This window comes from Streptomyces sp. NPDC021622, from assembly GCF_040640795.1.
In the GTDB taxonomy this organism is placed as follows: Bacteria; Actinomycetota; Actinomycetes; order Streptomycetales; family Streptomycetaceae; genus Streptomyces.
On sequence record NZ_JBFACK010000011.1, the window covers coordinates 269295 to 287663 of the forward strand.

24 protein-coding genes are annotated in these 18369 nt (G+C 67.4%); 1 reads left to right on the forward strand and 23 read right to left on the reverse strand.

Annotation, left to right across the window (positions count from 1 at the left end; all coding sequences use genetic code 11):
* Complete coding sequence (gene murJ, locus AB0G47_RS23220; RefSeq protein WP_360773004.1) at positions 1-1686, reverse strand: murein biosynthesis integral membrane protein MurJ; 1686 nt, start codon at positions 1684-1686, stop codon at positions 1-3.
* 385 nt (positions 1687-2071) lie between these two features.
* Between murJ and AB0G47_RS23225 the strand changes: the two genes are divergently transcribed.
* Positions 2072-2644, forward strand: coding sequence for a hypothetical protein (locus AB0G47_RS23225; protein WP_360773007.1), 573 nt, complete (start codon positions 2072-2074; stop codon positions 2642-2644).
* 123 nt (positions 2645-2767) lie between these two features.
* Here the strand turns inward: AB0G47_RS23225 and AB0G47_RS23230 are convergent, their stop codons facing one another.
* The 22 genes from AB0G47_RS23230 to AB0G47_RS23335 all read right to left on the reverse strand — a co-directional run bounded on the left by AB0G47_RS23230 (position 2768) and on the right by AB0G47_RS23335 (position 18286).
* On the reverse strand, positions 2768-3238 hold the full coding sequence (locus AB0G47_RS23230; protein WP_360773010.1) for a hypothetical protein: 471 nt from the start codon (positions 3236-3238) through the stop codon (positions 2768-2770).
* Between the two features lie 33 nt (positions 3239-3271).
* Positions 3272-4312: a YgjP-like metallopeptidase domain-containing protein gene (locus tag AB0G47_RS23235; protein WP_360773012.1), complete on the reverse strand. Its 1041-nt coding sequence runs from the start codon at positions 4310-4312 to the stop codon at positions 3272-3274.
* Between the two features lie 488 nt (positions 4313-4800).
* Complete coding sequence (locus AB0G47_RS23240; protein WP_360773015.1) at positions 4801-5616, reverse strand: hypothetical protein; 816 nt, start codon at positions 5614-5616, stop codon at positions 4801-4803.
* A 17-nt stretch (positions 5617-5633) separates the two neighbouring features.
* On the reverse strand, positions 5634-5870 hold the full coding sequence (locus AB0G47_RS23245; protein ID WP_360773018.1) for a hypothetical protein: 237 nt from the start codon (positions 5868-5870) through the stop codon (positions 5634-5636).
* A 451-nt stretch (positions 5871-6321) separates the two neighbouring features.
* On the reverse strand, positions 6322-7938 hold the full coding sequence (locus AB0G47_RS23250) for a ParB N-terminal domain-containing protein (RefSeq protein WP_360773021.1): 1617 nt from the start codon (positions 7936-7938) through the stop codon (positions 6322-6324).
* 73 nt (positions 7939-8011) lie between these two features.
* Positions 8012-8626, reverse strand: coding sequence for a hypothetical protein (locus AB0G47_RS23255; protein ID WP_360773024.1), 615 nt, complete (start codon positions 8624-8626; stop codon positions 8012-8014).
* Between the two features lie 63 nt (positions 8627-8689).
* The gene (locus AB0G47_RS23260; RefSeq protein WP_360773027.1) at positions 8690-9061 is read right to left on the reverse strand and encodes a hypothetical protein; all 372 of its coding nucleotides are present in this window, start codon (positions 9059-9061) and stop codon (positions 8690-8692) included.
* Between the two features lie 112 nt (positions 9062-9173).
* A complete protein-coding gene (locus AB0G47_RS23265) occupies positions 9174-10232 on the reverse strand; it encodes an N-6 DNA methylase (protein WP_360773030.1) in 1059 nt (352 codons plus the stop codon).
* Positions 10233-10413: 181 nt separating this feature from the next.
* On the reverse strand, positions 10414-10965 hold the full coding sequence (locus tag AB0G47_RS23270; RefSeq protein ID WP_360773033.1) for a hypothetical protein: 552 nt from the start codon (positions 10963-10965) through the stop codon (positions 10414-10416).
* Positions 10966-11045: 80 nt separating this feature from the next.
* Positions 11046-11516, reverse strand: coding sequence for a hypothetical protein (locus tag AB0G47_RS23275; RefSeq protein WP_360773036.1), 471 nt, complete (start codon positions 11514-11516; stop codon positions 11046-11048).
* Positions 11517-11542: 26 nt separating this feature from the next.
* Positions 11543-12070 (reverse strand): hypothetical protein, encoded by a 528-nt coding sequence (locus AB0G47_RS23280; protein ID WP_360773039.1) that lies wholly within the window; start codon positions 12068-12070, stop codon positions 11543-11545.
* A 17-nt stretch (positions 12071-12087) separates the two neighbouring features.
* On the reverse strand, positions 12088-12882 hold the full coding sequence (locus AB0G47_RS23285) for a hypothetical protein (RefSeq protein WP_360773042.1): 795 nt from the start codon (positions 12880-12882) through the stop codon (positions 12088-12090).
* 160 nt (positions 12883-13042) lie between these two features.
* The gene (locus tag AB0G47_RS23290) at positions 13043-14059 is read right to left on the reverse strand and encodes a DUF3560 domain-containing protein (protein WP_360773045.1); all 1017 of its coding nucleotides are present in this window, start codon (positions 14057-14059) and stop codon (positions 13043-13045) included.
* Positions 14060-14288: 229 nt separating this feature from the next.
* Positions 14289-14948, reverse strand: a complete 660-nt coding sequence (locus AB0G47_RS23295; protein WP_360773048.1) for a hypothetical protein — start codon at positions 14946-14948, stop codon at positions 14289-14291.
* Positions 14949-14977: 29 nt separating this feature from the next.
* Positions 14978-15160: a hypothetical protein gene (locus tag AB0G47_RS23300; protein ID WP_360773051.1), complete on the reverse strand. Its 183-nt coding sequence runs from the start codon at positions 15158-15160 to the stop codon at positions 14978-14980.
* Positions 15157-15465, reverse strand: coding sequence for a hypothetical protein (locus AB0G47_RS23305; protein ID WP_360773054.1), 309 nt, complete (start codon positions 15463-15465; stop codon positions 15157-15159). The genes AB0G47_RS23300 and AB0G47_RS23305 overlap by 4 nt, the downstream gene beginning before the upstream one ends.
* 80 nt (positions 15466-15545) lie before the next feature.
* Complete coding sequence (locus AB0G47_RS23310; RefSeq protein WP_360773056.1) at positions 15546-15854, reverse strand: hypothetical protein; 309 nt, start codon at positions 15852-15854, stop codon at positions 15546-15548.
* Positions 15855-15939: 85 nt separating this feature from the next.
* Positions 15940-16287: a hypothetical protein gene (locus AB0G47_RS23315; protein ID WP_360773058.1), complete on the reverse strand. Its 348-nt coding sequence runs from the start codon at positions 16285-16287 to the stop codon at positions 15940-15942.
* A 146-nt stretch (positions 16288-16433) separates the two neighbouring features.
* The gene (locus tag AB0G47_RS23320; protein WP_360773061.1) at positions 16434-16898 is read right to left on the reverse strand and encodes a hypothetical protein; all 465 of its coding nucleotides are present in this window, start codon (positions 16896-16898) and stop codon (positions 16434-16436) included.
* Positions 16899-16925: 27 nt separating this feature from the next.
* Positions 16926-17450, reverse strand: coding sequence for a hypothetical protein (locus AB0G47_RS23325; RefSeq protein WP_360773064.1), 525 nt, complete (start codon positions 17448-17450; stop codon positions 16926-16928).
* On the reverse strand, positions 17447-17875 hold the full coding sequence (locus AB0G47_RS23330; RefSeq protein WP_360773067.1) for a hypothetical protein: 429 nt from the start codon (positions 17873-17875) through the stop codon (positions 17447-17449). Before AB0G47_RS23330 ends, AB0G47_RS23325 begins: the two co-directional genes overlap by 4 nt.
* A gap of 66 nt (positions 17876-17941) precedes the next feature.
* Complete coding sequence (locus tag AB0G47_RS23335; RefSeq protein WP_360773070.1) at positions 17942-18286, reverse strand: hypothetical protein; 345 nt, start codon at positions 18284-18286, stop codon at positions 17942-17944.
* Positions 18287-18369: the final 83 nt, after the last annotated feature.

The window sequence follows — 18369 nt, forward strand, 5'->3', positions numbered from 1 at the left end:
TCAGCGCATCCCGGGCAGGCGACGCAGCTCGCTGATCTTCATCAGGCGAGCGAGAAGGACGTACGCGAGCCCGGTCGTGAGCACTCCCATGGCCAGCGCGGCCGCGGTGGGCCAGGTCCCGGTTCCCAACCTGGCGCACGCATGCGCGGCGCCCCAACCCAGCCCTGCGGCCGGACCCGCGGCGCACAGCAGCTTCACGTAGGTGCGGCGCAGCCCTCCGTCAACGTCGATGCGGCCACCGAGTCTCCTGCGCAGCAAGAAGCCCGTGAGTGCGAGGCCGGCCAGGTAGGAGAGCGTGTAGGCCCCGGCCATGCCAACCACGGCCCAGCGTGCCGGCAGCAGCTGATGGCAGGCCGTGGCCAGGGTGATGTTCACCCCGGCGATCCAGGCAGCCATGAGGAACGGAGTGCGTGTGTCCTCGAAGGCGTAGAAGCCACGCAGCAGTAGGTACTGGGCGGAGAACGGGATGAGTCCCAGCCCGAACGCCTGCAGCATGTAACCCAGCGGGCGGGCCGAGTCGGCATCCGCTGCTCCGTGGGCGAACAGCAGCGTGGAGATCTGCGGCCCCAGAGCGAGGAAGAGGAAGGCGGCGGGGACGATGACGACGCCGCTGATGCGCAGCGCACGGGAGAGGTCCGTGCGCAGGTCCAGGGTGCGGCCTTCAGCTGCGGCCCGGCTCATACGCGGCAGCAGCGCCGTCACCAGGGAAACGGTCACGATCGACTGCGGCAGCAGCCAGATGGTCTGTGCGTAGGTGTAGGCCGAGTAGCCCGCGCCTGCCTGGGGCAGTTCCTGGTCGGCCGCATTGGCGTAATTGGTCACCACCGTCAGGGCGACTTGGTTGGCCAGGACGAACAGCAGCGTCCACTTCGCCGCGTGGGCGCTCTTGCCCAGTCCGGTACCTCGCCAGTCGAACCGCGGCCGGAAACGGAAGCCCGCCGCCCGCGCGAAGGGGATGAGCGCAACCGCCTGCAGGGCGATGCCTGCCGTCGTGCCGATCCCCAGCAGTCGGACCTGGCCGGCAGTAATGTCCTCCACTCCGTCAGGGACCGTCATCAGTCCCAGATAGGCGGCGAACATGCCGACCAGCACGACATTGTTCAGCACCGGCGTCCACATCATCGCGCCGAACTTCTCCCGAGCGTTCAGCACTTGTCCGTAGATGCTGAACAGGCCGTAGAAGAAGATCTGCGGCAGCAGGAACCGAGCGAACGTCACCGTCAGCTCGAATGCCTCGTGACTGTCCGGCGTGTCCCGCATATAAAGGCCCACGATCTGCGGCGCCGCCCAGACCGCCAGAGCCGTCCCCACACCCAGCACGCACACGACGAGCGTCACCAGACGCTGCTCGTAGGCACGCCCTCCATCGGCCTGCGTCGTCCGGGCCCGCACCAGTTGCGGCACCAGCACGGCGTTGAGCGCACCGCCGATCAGCAGTGTGTACAGGCTCGTCGGCACCGTGTTCGCCGTGTTGTACGTACTGGCCAGCAGGCCCGTTCCCAGTGCTGCGGCCTGCAAGACCTGACGTATCAGCCCCGTCGCCCGCGACACCACCGTGCCAAGCGCCATCAGCAAGGACGAACGGGCCAACCCACCCTTGTCCTTCTTCCGACGGGCGGCATGCCGCCCCCTCGATCGCTGCTCCGACGGCATGACCGGTGCTGCGGCGTTCGCCCCCTCAACCATGCCGCCAACCTACGCGCTCAAGATTCTTCGGCCCCAACTCGCCTGCGTCGCACAGCAGGATTCGCTTCCGGTTCAACAGCGGACTTCACCGGGTGCGCTTAGCCACCGGGCCGACTCAGTTGCTGGCTGCCAGCCATCTCCGGGGCGCGGTAGACCTGTCTGACGCCGTGTCCCCACCCTGTCCCACCGCGTACCCATCGGACAGGTATGTCTTCGCAGGTGGCGACGGCTGGTCAAAGCCGCAGGTGACGGGCGGCTCAGGGAATGAAGGACTGCCGCTTAGGGTTCGCGGCTGCTGTCCTGTTGAGGCCGAGAGACTCCAGGGCCCTGCTGTCACTTCGAGAGAAGCCCCTCCTCGAGGACGGATGTTCGGGATCATTGAGGGATGGACGGGGGGCAGGCAACGATCTACGCCGCAGGCCTTGCTGCGAGCGTTACGCTGCTGGGCGCTGCTATTGCCTACAAGGCTGGCCGGCGGCAGGTACGTTATCAGGCTGCTGTGGAGCATGAGCAGTGGGTTCGCGGCCAGCGTGAGCAGGCGTACGTTGACTTTCTTGGCGCATGCGAGCGGGCGACGGAGGCTGTTCATCAGTGCCGAGAGCAAGCAGATGATCTCCATGCTCGTCTTGTGCGCCAGGAGATCGAGATTGGGCGAGGTCAGCCTGTCTCGATGGATGAGGCCTGGCGTTTGTACGATGCCGCCCGGCAGCCTTTGAACCGGATCTTGATGCTGTCGCCGGGTGCGGTGATCGCGTGTGCTGTAGCGATTGATGACGCGATCTCCAGCTTCTGCTTGGCTGTGCAGCGTGTCAGTCAGCAACTGATGCTGCGCCGGGTGGAGCAGGTTGAGCTGGACCTGGTCTCGGACAAGATGAATGAGGTCTTCACGGCCCGCGCGAATTTCATCAACGTGGCTCGACAAGTGCTGACTGGCGATGCCACCGCTATCGCGGAGTGAGGTTTGCCCTCCCAGGAGGTTCCGGCATTGAGGGGAAAGAGCTCTGTCGCCGGACCTCATGCGATCTGTCGCGCGGACACCGGATGGTGGGGATCCCCCACAGTTTCGGCCCTGGCCATCGCGTCAGTCCGTTGTGAGTGTCGCGCCGTAGCAGTCCTCGCAGTGCTCGGAGCACAGCATCGCTTCGCCCTGCGTCTGCCCATTGCCGCAGGTCCGGCAGGTGGCCCAGGCTCTCGTGGTGAACGCCACCTGGTCTGAGCCGCACGCGGTGCAGCGCACGCCGTGTACGACGGGGAGCTTCCCGTCCTCGCCGGGTTCGCCGGCGGCGTAGCCCTGGAGTTGGATCTGTCCGCTGGTTACGTCTACCTCGGGTATGTCCGGGCGTTGTTGGTTGATGTAGAGCCAGACCTGGTGGCCGATCGTGCGGTTGGAGGTGAGGGGGTGCGCTTCGATCTCGGTTGTCCAGCAGCGGCCGTTCGGCTTTCGGTTGATGCCGTCCTCGGCCGCCTCGTAGTAGGTGATCTGCCACACCGCCCGCATGTTGTCGGAGAGGCCCGGTCGCATCGCTGTCGTGCGCGGGGTTGTCGTTGTCACTGTGGGCGTTTGTCCTTGTCTCGGGGTGGGTGGTCAGGGCAGCAGCGTCATGCGCTGGGTTGAGGGGGCCCAGTGGCATTCGCGGTAGAGCCGGTTGAAGTCGTGCATGGCGCCTGGGTCGTCGGCGTTGCACGGTTCGTAGCCGTCGGGGGTGGGGCGGCAGTAGAAGCCGTACTCGGTGCATTCGGGTTCGCCGGGTATGTGGCCGGTCCAGACGGTGTTGCAGGTGTTGCCCGGGTGGCAGTGGGTGCGTTGGAGGCCCGTGATGGCGCAGCGTGCGATGTCGCATCGGTCGGCGTGCAGGGTGCCCGGCGGGGTGGAGCAATCCGGGCAGCGGTCTGTGGGTGCCGGGTTGAGGTGGATTCGCGGGTCGAGGGTGGTGGGGGTGGTGAGTCGGCCGAGCCAGAGCGTGCGGAGGGCATCGTTGAGGTCGCGGCTGCTGGCGACGGTGTGGAGGCCCAGGGCGCGGTGGATGAGCTCGTGAAGGAGTGTGGGCGGGAGTTGGGCTGTGGCCCAGTGAAGGGCGAGTCCGCGGGTTGGGTGGTTGCGGGTCCAGTTGGTGCGCATGCGGGTGGAGAAGGTGACCGGTAGGCGGGTATTTGATCCGTGTGTGATGGTTTGCGAATGATCGTTTTTCAGCCATTCGCGACCGGTTTCGGCGTAGAGATTGATGATGCTTTGTCGAGCTTCGTCCACCTTGAGCATTGTGCTGCGTCGTAGGTGGAGCCAGCTGCCGGATGGGGTGCTCGGCTGCTGAGTGAGCGGCTCGCCCTGGGTGTCGTCGGGGACTATTCGCAGGCGGTGCGGTTGTCCGAGAACGTCGAATCCTGCGCCGACGGCGAGTTCCTTGAGGGGGTTGTTGGGTGTGGTCTCGGCGAGGTGCGTGAGCTGCCGGTAGATCCATGAACGGCGTCGTTCGACGAGTGCGGTGGCGTCTGTGTCGGTGGTGGCGTGCGGGCCGTAGACGATGATGTTGCCGCTCTTGGTGACAGTGACGGACAGCGTGATTCTGTTGCTGGTGCGAACGGTGATGTCGATGGTGCCGACGCGTATGGTGCGGTCGCTGGCGGGCATGGTCGTGGGTCCTTGATGCGAGGGGAGTTGGCTGACGGGTCGTCGTGCGGTTAGTGCTGGTCGCAGACCCAGGCCTGCGGGATGCCGTGAACGGGAAGGTCGAGGACGCGTCGGCGCGTGCGGGTGCAGAGCTGGCAGGCGAGGTCGAATGCGCGCAGCATCTGCAGGGGGCGTATCGGCTCGTCGTCGCGAAGGGTGATTGGCGAGGCGTGGCCTTCGAGGTCGAGGAGCCATAGCGGCTGAAGGTGACGCCGCTTCGCGAGGATGGTCAGGGGGCTGTTGTTGCCGACGAGGGCGAAGGTGTCGCCTTCTTTCAGGGCGGTGGGGGGATGGTCGGGGTCTGTTCGACGGTGACGATGAAGCCGTTGGGTGTGGTGCTCATGTGGGTCCTTTGTTCGATGACTCCCCTCGTCTGAGTTAATTCTACTATGCATGAAGGGGGCGTCAAAGTCATTTGCCCAGCTCAGGACGGGTATGGAGGTGTCTACTCAGGGCCTCGTGCTACCGGAGTGACGTTCGATGGTGGCGAGCATCAGAGCGAGTCCGCGGGCGAGTTTGCGTATCTCGGCGCTGTAGAGAACCAGCTCGACGGCCTCACCGTCAGCACCGACATGGAGTCGGTCGCCGTACTGGGCTCGGTGTGACTGCGCCTCGTAGCGGCCCGGCCTTGCACGCACCCAGTCCTCCGCGCCACGAAAGCGTCCCTTCTGGAACCAGCTGCGGTCCACGGCTGCCTCGACGAACGTGCCCCACGCGCGGCCCGGCACGTGTGCGGCTTCGACTCTCGCGGTCGCCCCCTCGTTGTCGACCACGATGTACCAGCGGCCGAGCACCTCACTGTCGAAGCTGAGGATGCTCCCGTAGCGGGCCTGCAGCGCGGGCCACACCATCTGGATCAGTTCCACCGCCCGGTCGACGGCAGCTGTCTGTGCCCTCTTGTGCGAGGCGACCGCCGCCTCCCACGGCTCTCGGTCGGTGGTGAAGCCGTCCTGCTGCGCGTAGTTGGTCACCCTGGTCCGCGCGCCCTTGTCGATGAGCGCGTATCCGAGGTCCTCGGCGTAGCCGGGCGTCATTTCGGTGATCAGTTCGCGGCCGTCGTGGACGGTGTGCAGACGGAGGTAGCGCACATACTCCTGCTCGTCGGGCAGGGAGTCGACGATATGCGGATTGCGCTGGGCGAACTCGGTGGGGATCACGTCGTCCCCTTCGGCGCGTTCGGTCCAGGCGCCGCTGGTGGTGACGGCCTGCGAGAGATGCTTGGAGACTTTCGGATACCAGGTGGCCTTGCGGCGGTTGATCTTCATGGGGTGTCTTGTGCCGTTCAGGAAGCGGTGGTGCCGGCAGAGGGGGTGAAGACTGCGGTGCCGGTCGCAGTGATGCGGAGCAGGTTCACGAAGGTGCTGGCGCTCAGGTCGGACAGGTCGAGGTGGGCGATGCGGATGCCGCCTTCGTCGATGGCGTGGATGGTGGCCCTGCCGCCGGGCCAGCGCAGATCTGCGACGCCGGGCACGGACCCGTAGGTCACCTGCGCCTCTGGGCCGGCCAGTTGCTCGGCCATGGTCATGAAATGCCTTGAGTTCGCAGAGCGTCCGGTCGGTCCGCACGCTGAGGTCGGCGAGGAGCCTGGTCCACGCGGGCAAGCCGGTGGTGAGGATGGCGTCGGCGACGGCCTGCGGGTCACCGATCGTTCCAGTCACTTCGTGGCGGTGGTCGCTGCGGCGGGGCCAGACGACGGCGTGCTTCAGCGATAGGGAGACCTTGACGGTGCCGGACGCGTGTCCAGGCGTCGGGGAGGCAACTTCCAGTGACATGACGGGGCCGTTGAGGAGGGCGAGGTCGCTGTGCCCGCAGCTGTCTGCTGTCCAGTCAGGTCCCAGTAGGGCAGCAAGGGTGCGGGCGTAGTCGAGCGCGGAGCGAGCAGTGCGCATGAAGGAGTTCTTTCGAGCCGGGAGGGGGTGAGGGCTGGAGGCCGGCGGGAGGCCCGCAGTGGGGCCTCCCGCCGGAGGAGGTCAGGCTGCGGCTGTCAGCGGCTCGTCCTCCTGGCCGTCTTCGGTGTCCTCGTTCGGCTCCGGCTCGTCGTTCTCGCCTGCGCCCGCCTTCTCTTCCTCCTGCTGAGCGTGGCCCTTGGCCACGGTCTCCGCTTCGACGGTGCTCAGCGCATAGCCCTCCGCTTGAAGGAACGTCAGCCACGCGACGGTCTGCTCATTGATGTGGTTGCGCCAGGCGGCGTCGTCCATGTGCTCCAGTTCGTAGGCGCCAGCGACATGGGCGAGCAGGATCCTCCAGGAGCGCGCCGGGCTGGTGCGCGCGATGACCGGGCCGAACGGGTCGCCCACCCGACTCCACTGGCTGCGGCCCTCGTTGGGGTCCTCGACGCCGAGGAAGCGTGCGGTCAGGTCGGTCCGCTTACGGCTGATGTAGTTCTCGTACGCGTAGCTGGTGCCGGTGATCATGGAGAGGATCAGCGGCCATACGCGGATGCTGGCCTCGGGCTGCTGGCACAGGTCCTTGATGAAGTCCGCGCGGACCTCGCGGGCCTGCCTCCATGCCTTGTTGTTCGCGATGACCAGGCGCCGCTCCGCTTTGGCCGCCTCTTTGTCCGGGCCTGCCTGCGCGGTGTCCTTCTTGGCGGCTTCGGTGGTGAGTGGGTGGCCGTGGCGGTGCCAGGCGGTGCACAGCCAGATGACCTCGGCGTCGTTCGGGGCGACGCACGCCGCGTGACCGGGGCAGGGGTGGTGGGTCTGCGAGGTCTGCGGGGCGCCGTCCTCGGTGAGGAGGTCAGTGAGCGGCCTCGTGCTGGTGTCGGACCAGTTCCAACGCCAGTCGACGACCGTGACTTCCGCGGCGGTCAGCTCGGTGGCCTGCTGGGCGCACTTGTCGGTGAGTTCCTTCTCGGCGCGCAGGTCGGCCAGGGCGTGCTTCCAGTGGCCGCGCTTGGTGTTGTTCTCGCGCTGGTCACGGCTCTTGGCCCGCTTGAGGGTCCACAGGGCGTCCTCGACGCTTTCGACTTCCTGGAACTCGGCCAGTTCGACGAGGTTGAAGTCTTCCTCGATCGCCTCGGCGAGCGACGCGTCGGACAGTTGGGCGGCCTTGCTGGCGGCGCCGAGCTCGGCGGGCTTGAAGCCCATGGCCCGCGCGTTGCGCATCCTGCGGGCCTTGGGGATGTTCATGAGGGAGAGCTGCCGGGCGGCTTCGATGTCGTCGCGGACGGTGGCCTGGCGGCGGTGCTTGTTCTCGATGAACGACACCGTCAATGCCGCATCGTCGACCCCGGCAAGGTCATCGCGGACGATCGCGGGAACGAGCCGGTAGGGCTTCTTCTTCGCCTTGGCCTTCTTCGCGGCGGCCAGGGCCGCGTTGTTGCGGCGCTGCCCGAAGATGATCCCGAGCTTCCCTGCACCCTCGCCTTCCTGCGGGCGCAGCACGAGCGGGGTGAGGACACCGAGTTCGTCGATGCTGGCCTGGAGTTCAGGATCAGGCTGGGTGGTGTCCTCACCGTCCTGGTCGGCGCGATTCTTGCGGTGGTTGTACGGGTCGACAACAAGGTCGTGGGGATCGACCCAGATGAAGCGGCCGGCGAATCCCTCGACGGCTTGCGGGCGTGCGTCGGCGGTGGTGGTGCTCATGGCGGCGATCCTTCGAGTGAGGGGGCGGGCGCGAGACGGAGTGCGCCCGCCAGGTGTTGTGCGGGGGCCGGGCTCAGGCGGCTGCTGCGGTGCTGCGCTTGGCCGAGGTGGAGCGGCGTGCTGTGCTCTTCGGCTTGGCCTTGGCCTTCGTGGCGGGGCTGTCCGTGGTGTCGGTGCTGTCCTCGGCCGTGGGCTGGGCTGCGGGAGGGATCAGCGTGCCGTTGGCGCGCAGGCGCAGCCGAGTCCCGTCGAAGGCGGGCAGCAGCACGGTGCGGATCGCGGTGAGGATCTCGTCCAGCGGCGAGGCCGTGGCGAAGCGAACCCCGGTGCTGTACCGCACCCCCTTGGGCAGCCGCGTGATCTCACAGGCCACACCGTCGGAGCCTGCCGTCTGCTCGAGGGCGGGGCCGCCGACGGCGAAGGTCTGCACGGCCCGGCCCTGCCACAGGTGCCGGATGCCGATGGACCGGCCGTCGGGGTGGATGAGGCGGATCGACCTGTCCGCGAAGCCTGCCGGGCTGTCCTCAAGGTCCTCGCTCCATCCGTCGGCGAGGGCCTCGACGATGGGCTTGCCCAGCAGGTAGAGGTCGACCTCGCTGAGAGTGGCGGGCTCCGGTGCTTCGGTGCCCGCCGCCTCGGGGCCGGTGAGGTCTGCGGCGTCGGGTTCGGCGGTGATCGTGCTGTTCAAGAGAGTGCTCTCGTTCCAAGAGGCGTGCGGATAGCGGAGGGTTGAGGGCTGCCGGGCGGGGATTCAGCGGACGGCGGGGATGACGGAGGCGGTGCGGATGGTGCGCACGGCATCCTCGGTCAGGCTGGTGAGCGCGTCTTGCCGGTTGAAGCCCGCGAAGATCACGGGGCCCTGAATGCCGGCGATCAGGCTCTCGCCGAGGAGGAAGTGCAGGGCGATGGCCGCGTACAGGTTCGGGGGCTGGCCGTCGCTGGTTTCGGCGGCGAGGGCGACGGTGTGCGAGCCGTCCGGGCGGCGTACGTAGCGCAGGGCCTCGGCGTAGTCGCCGAGTGCCTGATGGATCTGTGTGCGCTGGGGGGTGTCGTTGGTGCTCAGGTGCAGGTCGGTGATCGTGCCGTCGGTGGCGACGAGCAGGGCGTGAACGGTGTCGGGCATCTTGGCCTTTCTGTCTGTAGTCGGTGAGGTGACCCCCCAATTTCTAAGTTAATTCTACTATGGCCAGAGGGTGGGTCAACTGCGTTCATGCAGGTCAGGTGAGGGGGTGGGCCTACGCCGCAGGCGAGAGGGCCTGCTCCATCAGGTGCTCGGCCTGGCGCAGGGCGGCGATGATCCGCGCCTTGCCCAGCACCTCGTCGCGGTGCTCGAAGACGGCGCGCGCCTCCTTCATGGCATCCTCGACGGCGTTCGGATTGGCCAGGGAGTTCGCGCACGTCACGGTCACCCGCGGGCCGAGCCCAAACACGATCGCGTTGACGGCAGCGCAGGCGGCGGCGATCTCGTCAATGTCGACCATGGACCACTGGTGATCGGCCGGGTCCATGCCGAACTCGCGCATCCGTTGTGCGGCCGCACGCAGGAGGCCCCCGCTGCCGGCCGCAGGGTCGTGGATGTGCTCCCCGCCCTTGAGGGTGCGCAAGTTCTCACCGGTGATGTCGATGATGGTGCCGTGAGCCAGCGCCTCCGCCACGGGATCGGGGGTGTGGTACTCGCCGAGCCCCTGCCGGGCCCCGTGGGAGCGCAGGCACGTCATCACGGGCGACAGGACGTCCGTTGCCGAGCGCAGGAACGGGTCCTCGTGCGCGGTCAGGCCGAACAAGCCGCGCTTCAGGGCCGTTTCGGCGATGGCGCGCACCGCCTGCATGCGGTACTCGTCGACGTCGCCGTTCAGCCACTCATGGAGAATCCGTGCCCGGTCGATCAGGTCGGGCCGGTGCATCCAGTGTGTCGACCAGATCTCGCGCAGCATCCCGATCATCTGTGGGCCGTCCTGGGCGAGGATCTGCGCCTTGAGGTCCGGTCCGTTCGGGTCCTTCTCTCGGATCAGCGTGAGGGCGGCGACGACACCGACCGGCACCTCGATGGCCGTGCCGCCATGCCGGTTGTGCCACCGCTCGGCAACAGCCTCTCCGATCTCCATGGCGCGCCGATGAGGATCACGCGCAGGGTGTGGATGCCGGGCGCGCGAAACAGAAGGCGCGGCCGGCTGTGCCAGCTTCGGCGGTGGTGGGGGTGCGGAGTGTGCGGGCTTCGGCGGCGCTGTGAAGGTGGCGGGTATCGGCTCGGGGTTGGCGGCGATCTCTGCGAACAGATCGAGTTGCTGGGTCACGGCGGAATTCGCCTTCCGTGAGTGGAGTTGGGCAAAAGGCGACCCGCCCCGGGTGGGGCGGGTCGCGGTGCTGGGCGGGGTGCTTCGAGCGGGGACTTCGTTCTCCCTCTCAACCTTCGATAGTTAATTCTACTATCGTAAGGGGTGCGGTCAACTGCGAACGCCCAGCTCAGGAGGGGGGTTAGGCCTGATCGACCCAGGCCATGCCGTATGGGGTCTGCCACATCCAGGACAAGCCCGCCTTGTGGATCTCCGCCCGGGCCCTGTCCCACCACACCCGCCCGAAGCGGTCGGTGTGTGCCTCGATGGCCCAGGTAGCCGATGCTGCCGATTTCGGCGCCTGCAGAATCTCGGCGACCGACTCCCCGAAACCGTGGACGCGTTCACGCAGACTCATGTGCAGTTCGGAAACCTCGGTGCGCCAGAACTCGTCACGACGGCGCTCCTGACGCTCGTACGACAGCGGCCACCCCCGCTCCGTGATCGCCCCGTTCTGCTGCAGCGCGATCCAGGCCGCAGCCCGCTCGCGTGAGAGCACCGCAGGCTTGAATATCACGTTCAACACCTTAAGTTCAGAGGTGTCGTCCGCCCGTATCCGCGCCCCGAAGTGGGCCGCATTCGCGTCGTGCTTCGCCTGGGCGCGCTCCCGAGCTGCGATTTCCGTCCGGGCATCCCACGCGGGAATCAGATAGTTCCACGTCGTCCTGGTGTGCTCCGGGTGCGTGTACGTCACTTCCCATAGGCCCCGCATGTACGTTCCTTCTCCTTGCTGGTCGCGCTGTTCTGGCTGGTACCGGTGTTCGGGCGGCACGTTTACTGGGGCACCGGCATGGCCCTGTGGGGGGCCACCCAGTCCTCGAAGGCGCGCGGGTCCACGGCGCGCAGTTGCTGGATGCAGTGCCCGGCCATGCGGGCGTGCAGGGCGCGGGCCTTGTCGGTGAACGGAACTCGTACCGGCAGGTGCCCCCGGCCTGACGGCCACGTCAGGCGGCTGGAGTCGGGTGCGGCTGCCGCGATGTACCAGTCAAGGTTCGCGGCCAGGCGTACGGGCAGCTGGTCTTCGGCCGGCTCGTCCTCCATAGGCCAGATGCCCTCGCTGTCGTCGGCGAAGAAGTCGTGCGGACTACCGGCCGTGGCGTCGTGCGGCATGTTCACCCACACGCGCTGGCCGTGCTCCGCGTGCGGTTCGACGTCGATGACGGTGCGGTTGTAGGCCAGGCACGTTCCGTTCGACTTCGACAGATAGAGGACGGCAATGCGATCACCGCGCTCGTACTCGCTCATGTGAGGCAACTCCTGTTCTGAAGCGGCTACTTCGAGGTGTGCTGGAGGGTGCGGACGGCCTGGGCGCGGGCGGCCGTGGCCGGGCAGGGGCCGGTGAGAGCCCTCACGTAGGCGATGACTTGGCCGTGGTCGTCCTTGCGGACGGCGCGCTGTAGGCCGTCGATTGCCTGTGCCACCTCGTCCACGGTGGTGGCGTGTCCCCGCCGGCACGGGCAGCTGTCTGCCATGTACGCGGACAGCGCCTTGAGCAGATACGGGTGCTGGTCCTGCGGGACGCAGCCGCGATGGCGCATCGCAGGGCGCGCACGGCGCAGATGGCTGTAGAAGCGCAGGACGGGCTTGCCGCACATCAGGCAGGCGACGGGCCACAGCACGTCGCTGCCCGGATACCCGCCGAGCGGAGCCCAGCCGAGTTCGTCGATGCGGGCGACAGCGAGGGCGGCGGAGGTGACGTTGCGGAGCGTGGGCCCCAGCCCAGAAAGGTAGGCGCCGAGCTCATCACCTATCGCTCCGTCGACGGTGCCCGCCCGAGGTGTCTTGCTGATCACGGTCACGGTCTCCTCGGGCCGGATCATGCGGTGGTGTAGGCGCGCAGGACGGCGTACGTGGCGGCGATTGAGGTGTCGCTGGTGCGCAGGGCAAAGGGTGCGCTCGGTTCGGCAGCGTTCGCATCGTGGAGGATTTCGAGCGGCCCGTGTGTTGGGTAGAGGTTCGTGAATCCGGCCCGGGGCGGTGCGCCGTTGATTTCGGGGAGGGCGTCGAGCACTGCGCGTACGTCCGGCGGGAAGGGGTCTGCTTCGCCTTCGAGGTGGGACGGGGGCCTGGTCAGTGCCGCGCGCCCGCACTGGATGGCCCGCTCGGCGGTAAGTCGATTCATCCGAACGTTCACGCTCACGGCGCCGGGACGTGGCGAGCGTATATGGATGGAGAGCGTCGGGTTGGCGCTGTCCCCGCCCTCTAGAACGAGCTCTGAACGGGCGGCTGTTCCTTGCGCCACGGCGGGCAGCTGGGCGTCGCGCAGAGGGAGACTCAGCAGCCGCAGTGCCGCGCGGGCGTCCCGGCGCCCGAAGTACGGCAGGACTTGGCTGTGGATCAGTTCAGCGACCTTCACGCCGTTCGCGCTCTGCAGCGGCGTGGTCGCGGTGAACGGCTTGGCGGGCTGGCGCGGCTCGCTGTCCTGGGAGACGAACGCGCTGACGCTGAGCAGGCCATCGCGGGTCTGGAGGCTGCAGCGCAGGCCGAAGGGGTGGGTCACGATCGCCGTGCCGAGCAGTCCGGTCACGGCCCATTCTGGTCCGAGTGTGGTGGCTGTCTGCTCGGCGAGTGCGAGCAGGTCGGGGGCGACGAGCTGGGTGTCGTAAGGCATGGAGTGCTCTCTTCGGAAGTGCCGTTCCGCGTCCGGGTGTTGCGTCGAACGGACGGCTGTGGGCGTGGTGAAGGGGGCGCTGGTGACAACGTGTCCAGCACCCCCTCGCTAATAACTATTCTACTATTGATGAGGGTAGGGTCAACTGCGAAAGACCAGCTCAGATGGGGGTTACTGGGGGAGTGGACGCTGCGAGTGCGGCTTCTATCTCCTCGGCGCTGCGACGCCCGAACACCTCGTCGTAGGTGAGCAGCCATGTCCAGCCGTCGAGCTTGTTGTCCGAGGCGCGTACGACACCCCCGCCGATGCCGTTGTGGATGTGCGGGATGGTCAGCGACTTTGCGTTGACGCGCAGGACTTCGAACCAGGTGTTGCCCCGGCGGGCGAAGTCGCCCTTCTTGAAGTCGGTCTTGGACCACACCTTGAAGCCGTTCTTCTCGGCCTCGGCGATGACCGCTTCCCAGTAGGCGATCTCCTCGGTGAGCTCCTCGTGCCGGATCGTGAGCTCCTGCACGGTGTCGGGGTTGGTGATGTCCCGGTGGAAGCCCCCGGCCGACTCTCCGCGCTGCCACTTCTGAACGCGCCGCAGGTCGGCCTGCAGCTTCTCGATACGGCGCAGCGTGCGCCTCGGCGCCTTGCGGAACTGCTCATATCCTTCAGCCGCCTTCTGGCGTCCGGACCAGTAGGAAGCCTTGCCGCCTTCGCTGATGCTGGTCCGCATCGCGTTGTCCATGCGCTCCTGGTCGCGGCGCGCACGGCGCTCCGAGTGGTGGCCGACCAGAATCGGCTGCCCCAGGGGGATGCCGTCGGCGATCTGGTGGCCGTGCTGGTACGCGGACTCGGAGCGGCTGGCGGCGTTGTCGGCGTAGCCGCTGAACCGCTCGGCCCGCCCCTCGGCGCGCTCGACACGGTCCGCCTCGGCTTCGGCGAAGCTCCGACGGTCACTCTCGTCGATCTGCACGTTGACCTCGAAGCCGGCCTTGCGCAGCGCGGACGCGGCCGCGTTGATGTACCAGGTCTTGGCGGCTCGGTCGCGGGACTGCCGGATACCGAGCTGACCGATGGAGGGGAAGTAGCGGAAGCCGTGATGGCGGACGATTTCGTAGACGCCATCCCCCTTCGCGCTGCCCTCGATGAGGGTTCCGTCGCTGCGTGTATGGATGATCTCGATGGTCACTGTCGGGGTCCTTCTGCGAGTTCAGACAGGGTGATGGGGATGAGGGCCAGACCGGTGTGCCAGCCGCCGAAGATGTCCTGCGCCGCGCGGTGAGCGGTGCGCAGCTGATACCAAGTGCTGTGGCCAGCCAGGGCTTTGGATGCAGCGATGCGGAATGAGATCGCCTCACCGTGCGTGTCGCGCACAGGCTGGTTGCCGTGACCGCGTAGCCACACGTAACCCCCGGGCTTCACGACTCCTCCGGGGCCGCTGCACGGGAGCACAGGAGCAGCGCCGTCTCCAGGGACACCAAGAGGTCGTCGCGCTCGAAGGCGAGGGAAGACGCGGCATGGCGTGCCGAGTGCGGGCCGGCGCAGAACCCTTCCGCGTCCCCGTCCGGGTGCTGCTCGGCCCACGAGGACGCGTACTGGGTGAACGCCCACGCGTACTGGCCTGCGGACGTGGGGGATCCGAGCTCGGCCGCTGTCGCGGAGCGGGCTTCCCAGGCGGCCAGGAGCAGCACTTGCCGTCGCACTTCCGGGCGGGTGAGGGACCAGAGGCTGGGCAAGCCGAAGACGACGAAGGCTTCCTGAACGTTGTTGTCGACGGCGGCAATGGCCCGGGCGAGGAGCCGGTGAAGCGAGACGATCTCCGGCTCGGCGTCCTCGGTCTCGCTGTTGCGGATGCTGTCGTTCACGGATATCTCTTTCGTCGGTGATGGTGTGGCGGCCCAGGACGGCCACCACGCGGTGCGGGATTCGGGATTGTCAGGGCCGGAGCGGCGGGCGAAGTCGCAGGCCGCAAGCACCTGGTACTCCCACGAGCCGTCCGGCCAAGGGCCCTTGCGGTCGATGACCGTGGCGGTGCCGTCCGGCAGGCTGCGGGCCCACTGCTGGTTGATGTGGCTCACTCGTGTGCCGACTGGTAAGGGATGCGTGGTCATGGGTGCTCCAATCCGTCGATTCGGGAGGCGAGATATGCGTTGATCTCTTGGCGGGTACGGCGTTTGTCGCGCTGCCGGAAGGCGCGACGGGCCCGCCGGGTCGCGGCGGCGTTGTAGAACTCGTCGGCGTAGTGATGGCCTGGTCCGATGCGGGCGATCTCTCGCGGTGTGAGGATCACGCCGCGCCACCCGCGTTGCGCGCGGCTTCCAGATGCCGGGCTGCTGTGATCAGCGTGCAGGCCTCGGAGTCGCGGCCGAGCAGGACCAGCCCGCACACTTCGAACATCAGCGACCAGTGACACTCAGGAACCGCATCGGCGAACTCCTCGAATGCCACGGCCTGTTTGGCCCGGCTGCGCCGGGTCCAGGCGCGGTAGACGATGCGCTGCATCGTGCGATTGGCCCGGCGAGTTTGAGTGCTGTTGAGGCCGAGGCTGCTGATGATCTCGGCGGCCGCCTCAAGCGGCAGGTGCTTGTCGAGCACGGTGGTCATCGTCTTTCGGGGATCCAGGATCGGCGGCGTACTGGCCGGGGCTGCGCTACGGCGCAGCCCCGTGGCGTGCATCAGTGGGCGGCCACGCCGAAGAACAGCCAGCCGTCCGCGCCGTCGTCTGTGGCGATCGGCAGTGCGCCGGCGGGCCCGTACTTGGTGCTGACCCGCGGATCTTCGCCGTCGAGCAGTTCCTTCGCGCGCTCCATGGCGTCCTGCTCGCTGCGCTTCGGCTCGTCGAGCAGTGTCACCTCGTCCTTCTCGGCGATGGTGCCGGTGAAGCCGGAGGTCCCGTACTCCCATTCGGCATGCTCGCGAGCAGCGTTGAAGGCCGTCTGCACGTCGGTGCCGGTGGCGGTGGTGTAGAAGTCGAGAGCGCCCATGAGGCGGCTCCTTCCGTTGAGTTGAGTTGAGATGACGGCATGGCGCGGCCCGCCCCGGTACGAGGCGGGCCGAAGTCGCGGAGTGTCAGTGGATGCGGACGCGGGGCCGGTTGGTGCGCATGACCCGCGCACGGGGAGGCTGATGGCCGTCCTGCTTGCGGTAGGTCTCGGCGAGCACGCTGTCGGCGCCGACCACCGCGGTGACCGCGTCCTCGAGTGCGGAGCTGCGCAGGTCCGGGCCGAGCGTGCTGAACCATGCCTCCATCGCGACGCCGTCCTTCTTCACCAGGCCGAGGGTGTCCGCGTAGGCCTCCCATGCGTGCACGGTCATCTGGGCCGCCCAGTTGATGGCGGTAGCGGCCTGCTCCTCGGTGATGTTGTGCATGGTGGCGACCTGCAGAACGGCGAGCGGGTCCGGCGTCATCGTGCGCATGAGCGGTGCTTCCTTTTCTGGTATTCCAAGCGGGAGTTGGGTGTATTTCCCCTTCCCAACTGAGATTAATTCTACTATGTATGGAGGGGGTGTCAATCGCGTTTGCGCAGGTCAGGGCCCCGGAGGTGATCTCGGCGCATGCGGTTCTAGGCTGCCGAGCGTGCCTCGCGACCGGTGCGAGAGGCGCGCTTGCGGATGCTCGCCGCGCCCGCGCGCCGCACCTCGGCCCGCTGTGACGTCACCCGGCACAGCCCGCACAACGGCTCTCCGAGCCGTTGGTGCGCTTTCACCCCGCTACTCGTCCCGCAGGTACCCGCCTGGGATGCGAGCTTCGACAGCGCAGGCGCGCCCGCGGCTACAGCGACCGGCCGTCCATTGACCCATGTACGCGCCGCGCACACCCCGTCGAACCGGTTCGCCTCCGGCCGCACCCGCTCGTAGCACTCCAGCACGAACGGGCAGAGTTCCGCGCAGCCCTCCATGAGCGGCCCGCAGGCTTTCATGACGTCACTGGGATTGCTGCGAACCAGCTCCTCGCTGGGCACGTACCCGTCGAGGCCGGCGCACGGTGCGGCGGCAGTCCAGGCTGCGGAAGAAGTGGAGGTGATCACGGGGAAGGGCCTTCTCGTTGCGGGGAATCAGAACAAGGCGGGCTGCGCCTTGGCGGGCGGGCAAATGGAGTCCAGAGCAGCCGACGCCTTCAGCTCCAGGCCACTGGCCCGGCGCGCCCACGGGCGGTAGAAAAGGGACGCCCACAACTCGGGCGTGCGGAAGGGGGCCGGGCCCGGAACGTACGCGGCATCGTGTGCTGCGACGGCCTCGACCGCCGCGCGCAGAGTCCCGTAACGGACGGGAGTCAGGCAGGAGTTCACCGTCCGGTGCACGTCATGCCAGTGCACGAATCCGGACCGCGCCCCACCACGAGCATCGACGTCGTAGCGAAACCCGCACCCGCCGGGAGCAGCCGACCAGCGCGTCAGGCATCCGGCATCCGGTTCCCCCTCGAGGCGCCGGACACTGCGGCTGCGCTGCCCCTCATCGAACTGCTTCTCGCCCCACTGGACGCGAGCGTGAAGATCCGGCAGGTCGATGAACTCCAGGAGCAACGCTGGTGAGAAGAAGTCACGCACCGCCATCTGGATGTCGTCGTCGTTGAGGTTCACGCCCTGGCCCCGGAGGGTTCGCGGAGGTGTGAGCAGGCGGCGAGGTGCGCCGTCGCGGCCTCGACGAGGGGCTCCAGGCGCAGGTCCCCTACTTCGTAGCGGAATGGATGAGGAGGCAGGCTGTCGTAAACCATGCACCGCCAGGCGGGCGCCGGCCCGTCCTCGGGTACGTGGCTCAGGTGCCAGCCCGCGAGCACCCCAGGGGCCCAGCGGTTGAACGGCAGGCAGTCTTCGCCGGCAACCACGAACAGCGTGCCGTCGTCGGCGTAGGCGCAGATTGCCATGCCGCCGCGGGTCTCGACGTACGGGTGCAGTCCGGCCTCTTCGAGGGCGACGTGCACGTCGCTGTACACGGCGAGGGCGCGGTGCTCCTCCGGCCCGTAGGCGGCGCGGATCCCGGCCACCTCGGCGGTCACATCAAGCATGTCAATCCAACCTCTCTGACTGGTTGTGCACTGGCCTATTTTTGGCCAGTGCACAACCAGCTGCAGTTACTTGACCTTCAGTGCAACGCGCTTGGTGAAGTGGTCGCCAAATCGGCTCCGCAGCACACTGACTGCCAGGCCAAGCGTGCCCCACGCGCTCTGTGGAATGTCTGTGAACAGCACCCCTGTCAAAGGCAGATCACCCTCGGGCTGCTGCGTCAGTGCCAACGCCTCCCACCCCTTGCTGCCCGGCCGGCGCTGAGCCTCAATCGAGCTCTCGCCGTGATAAGCGATCACCCGCACCTCATCACCGCGGGAAGCCACCTGGACCATCTTCGCCCTGGTGAATGCATCAAAGAGTTCATCGTCGGGCATGTAAGCGATCCCGCGGCAGATTGAGCCGTACTTCATGAGTGCCTCCCAAGTGAGCGGGTCCCCCCTGCTCGCATGGTTAATTCTACTATCTGTAATGAGGGTGGCAAATCGCCCGAGTG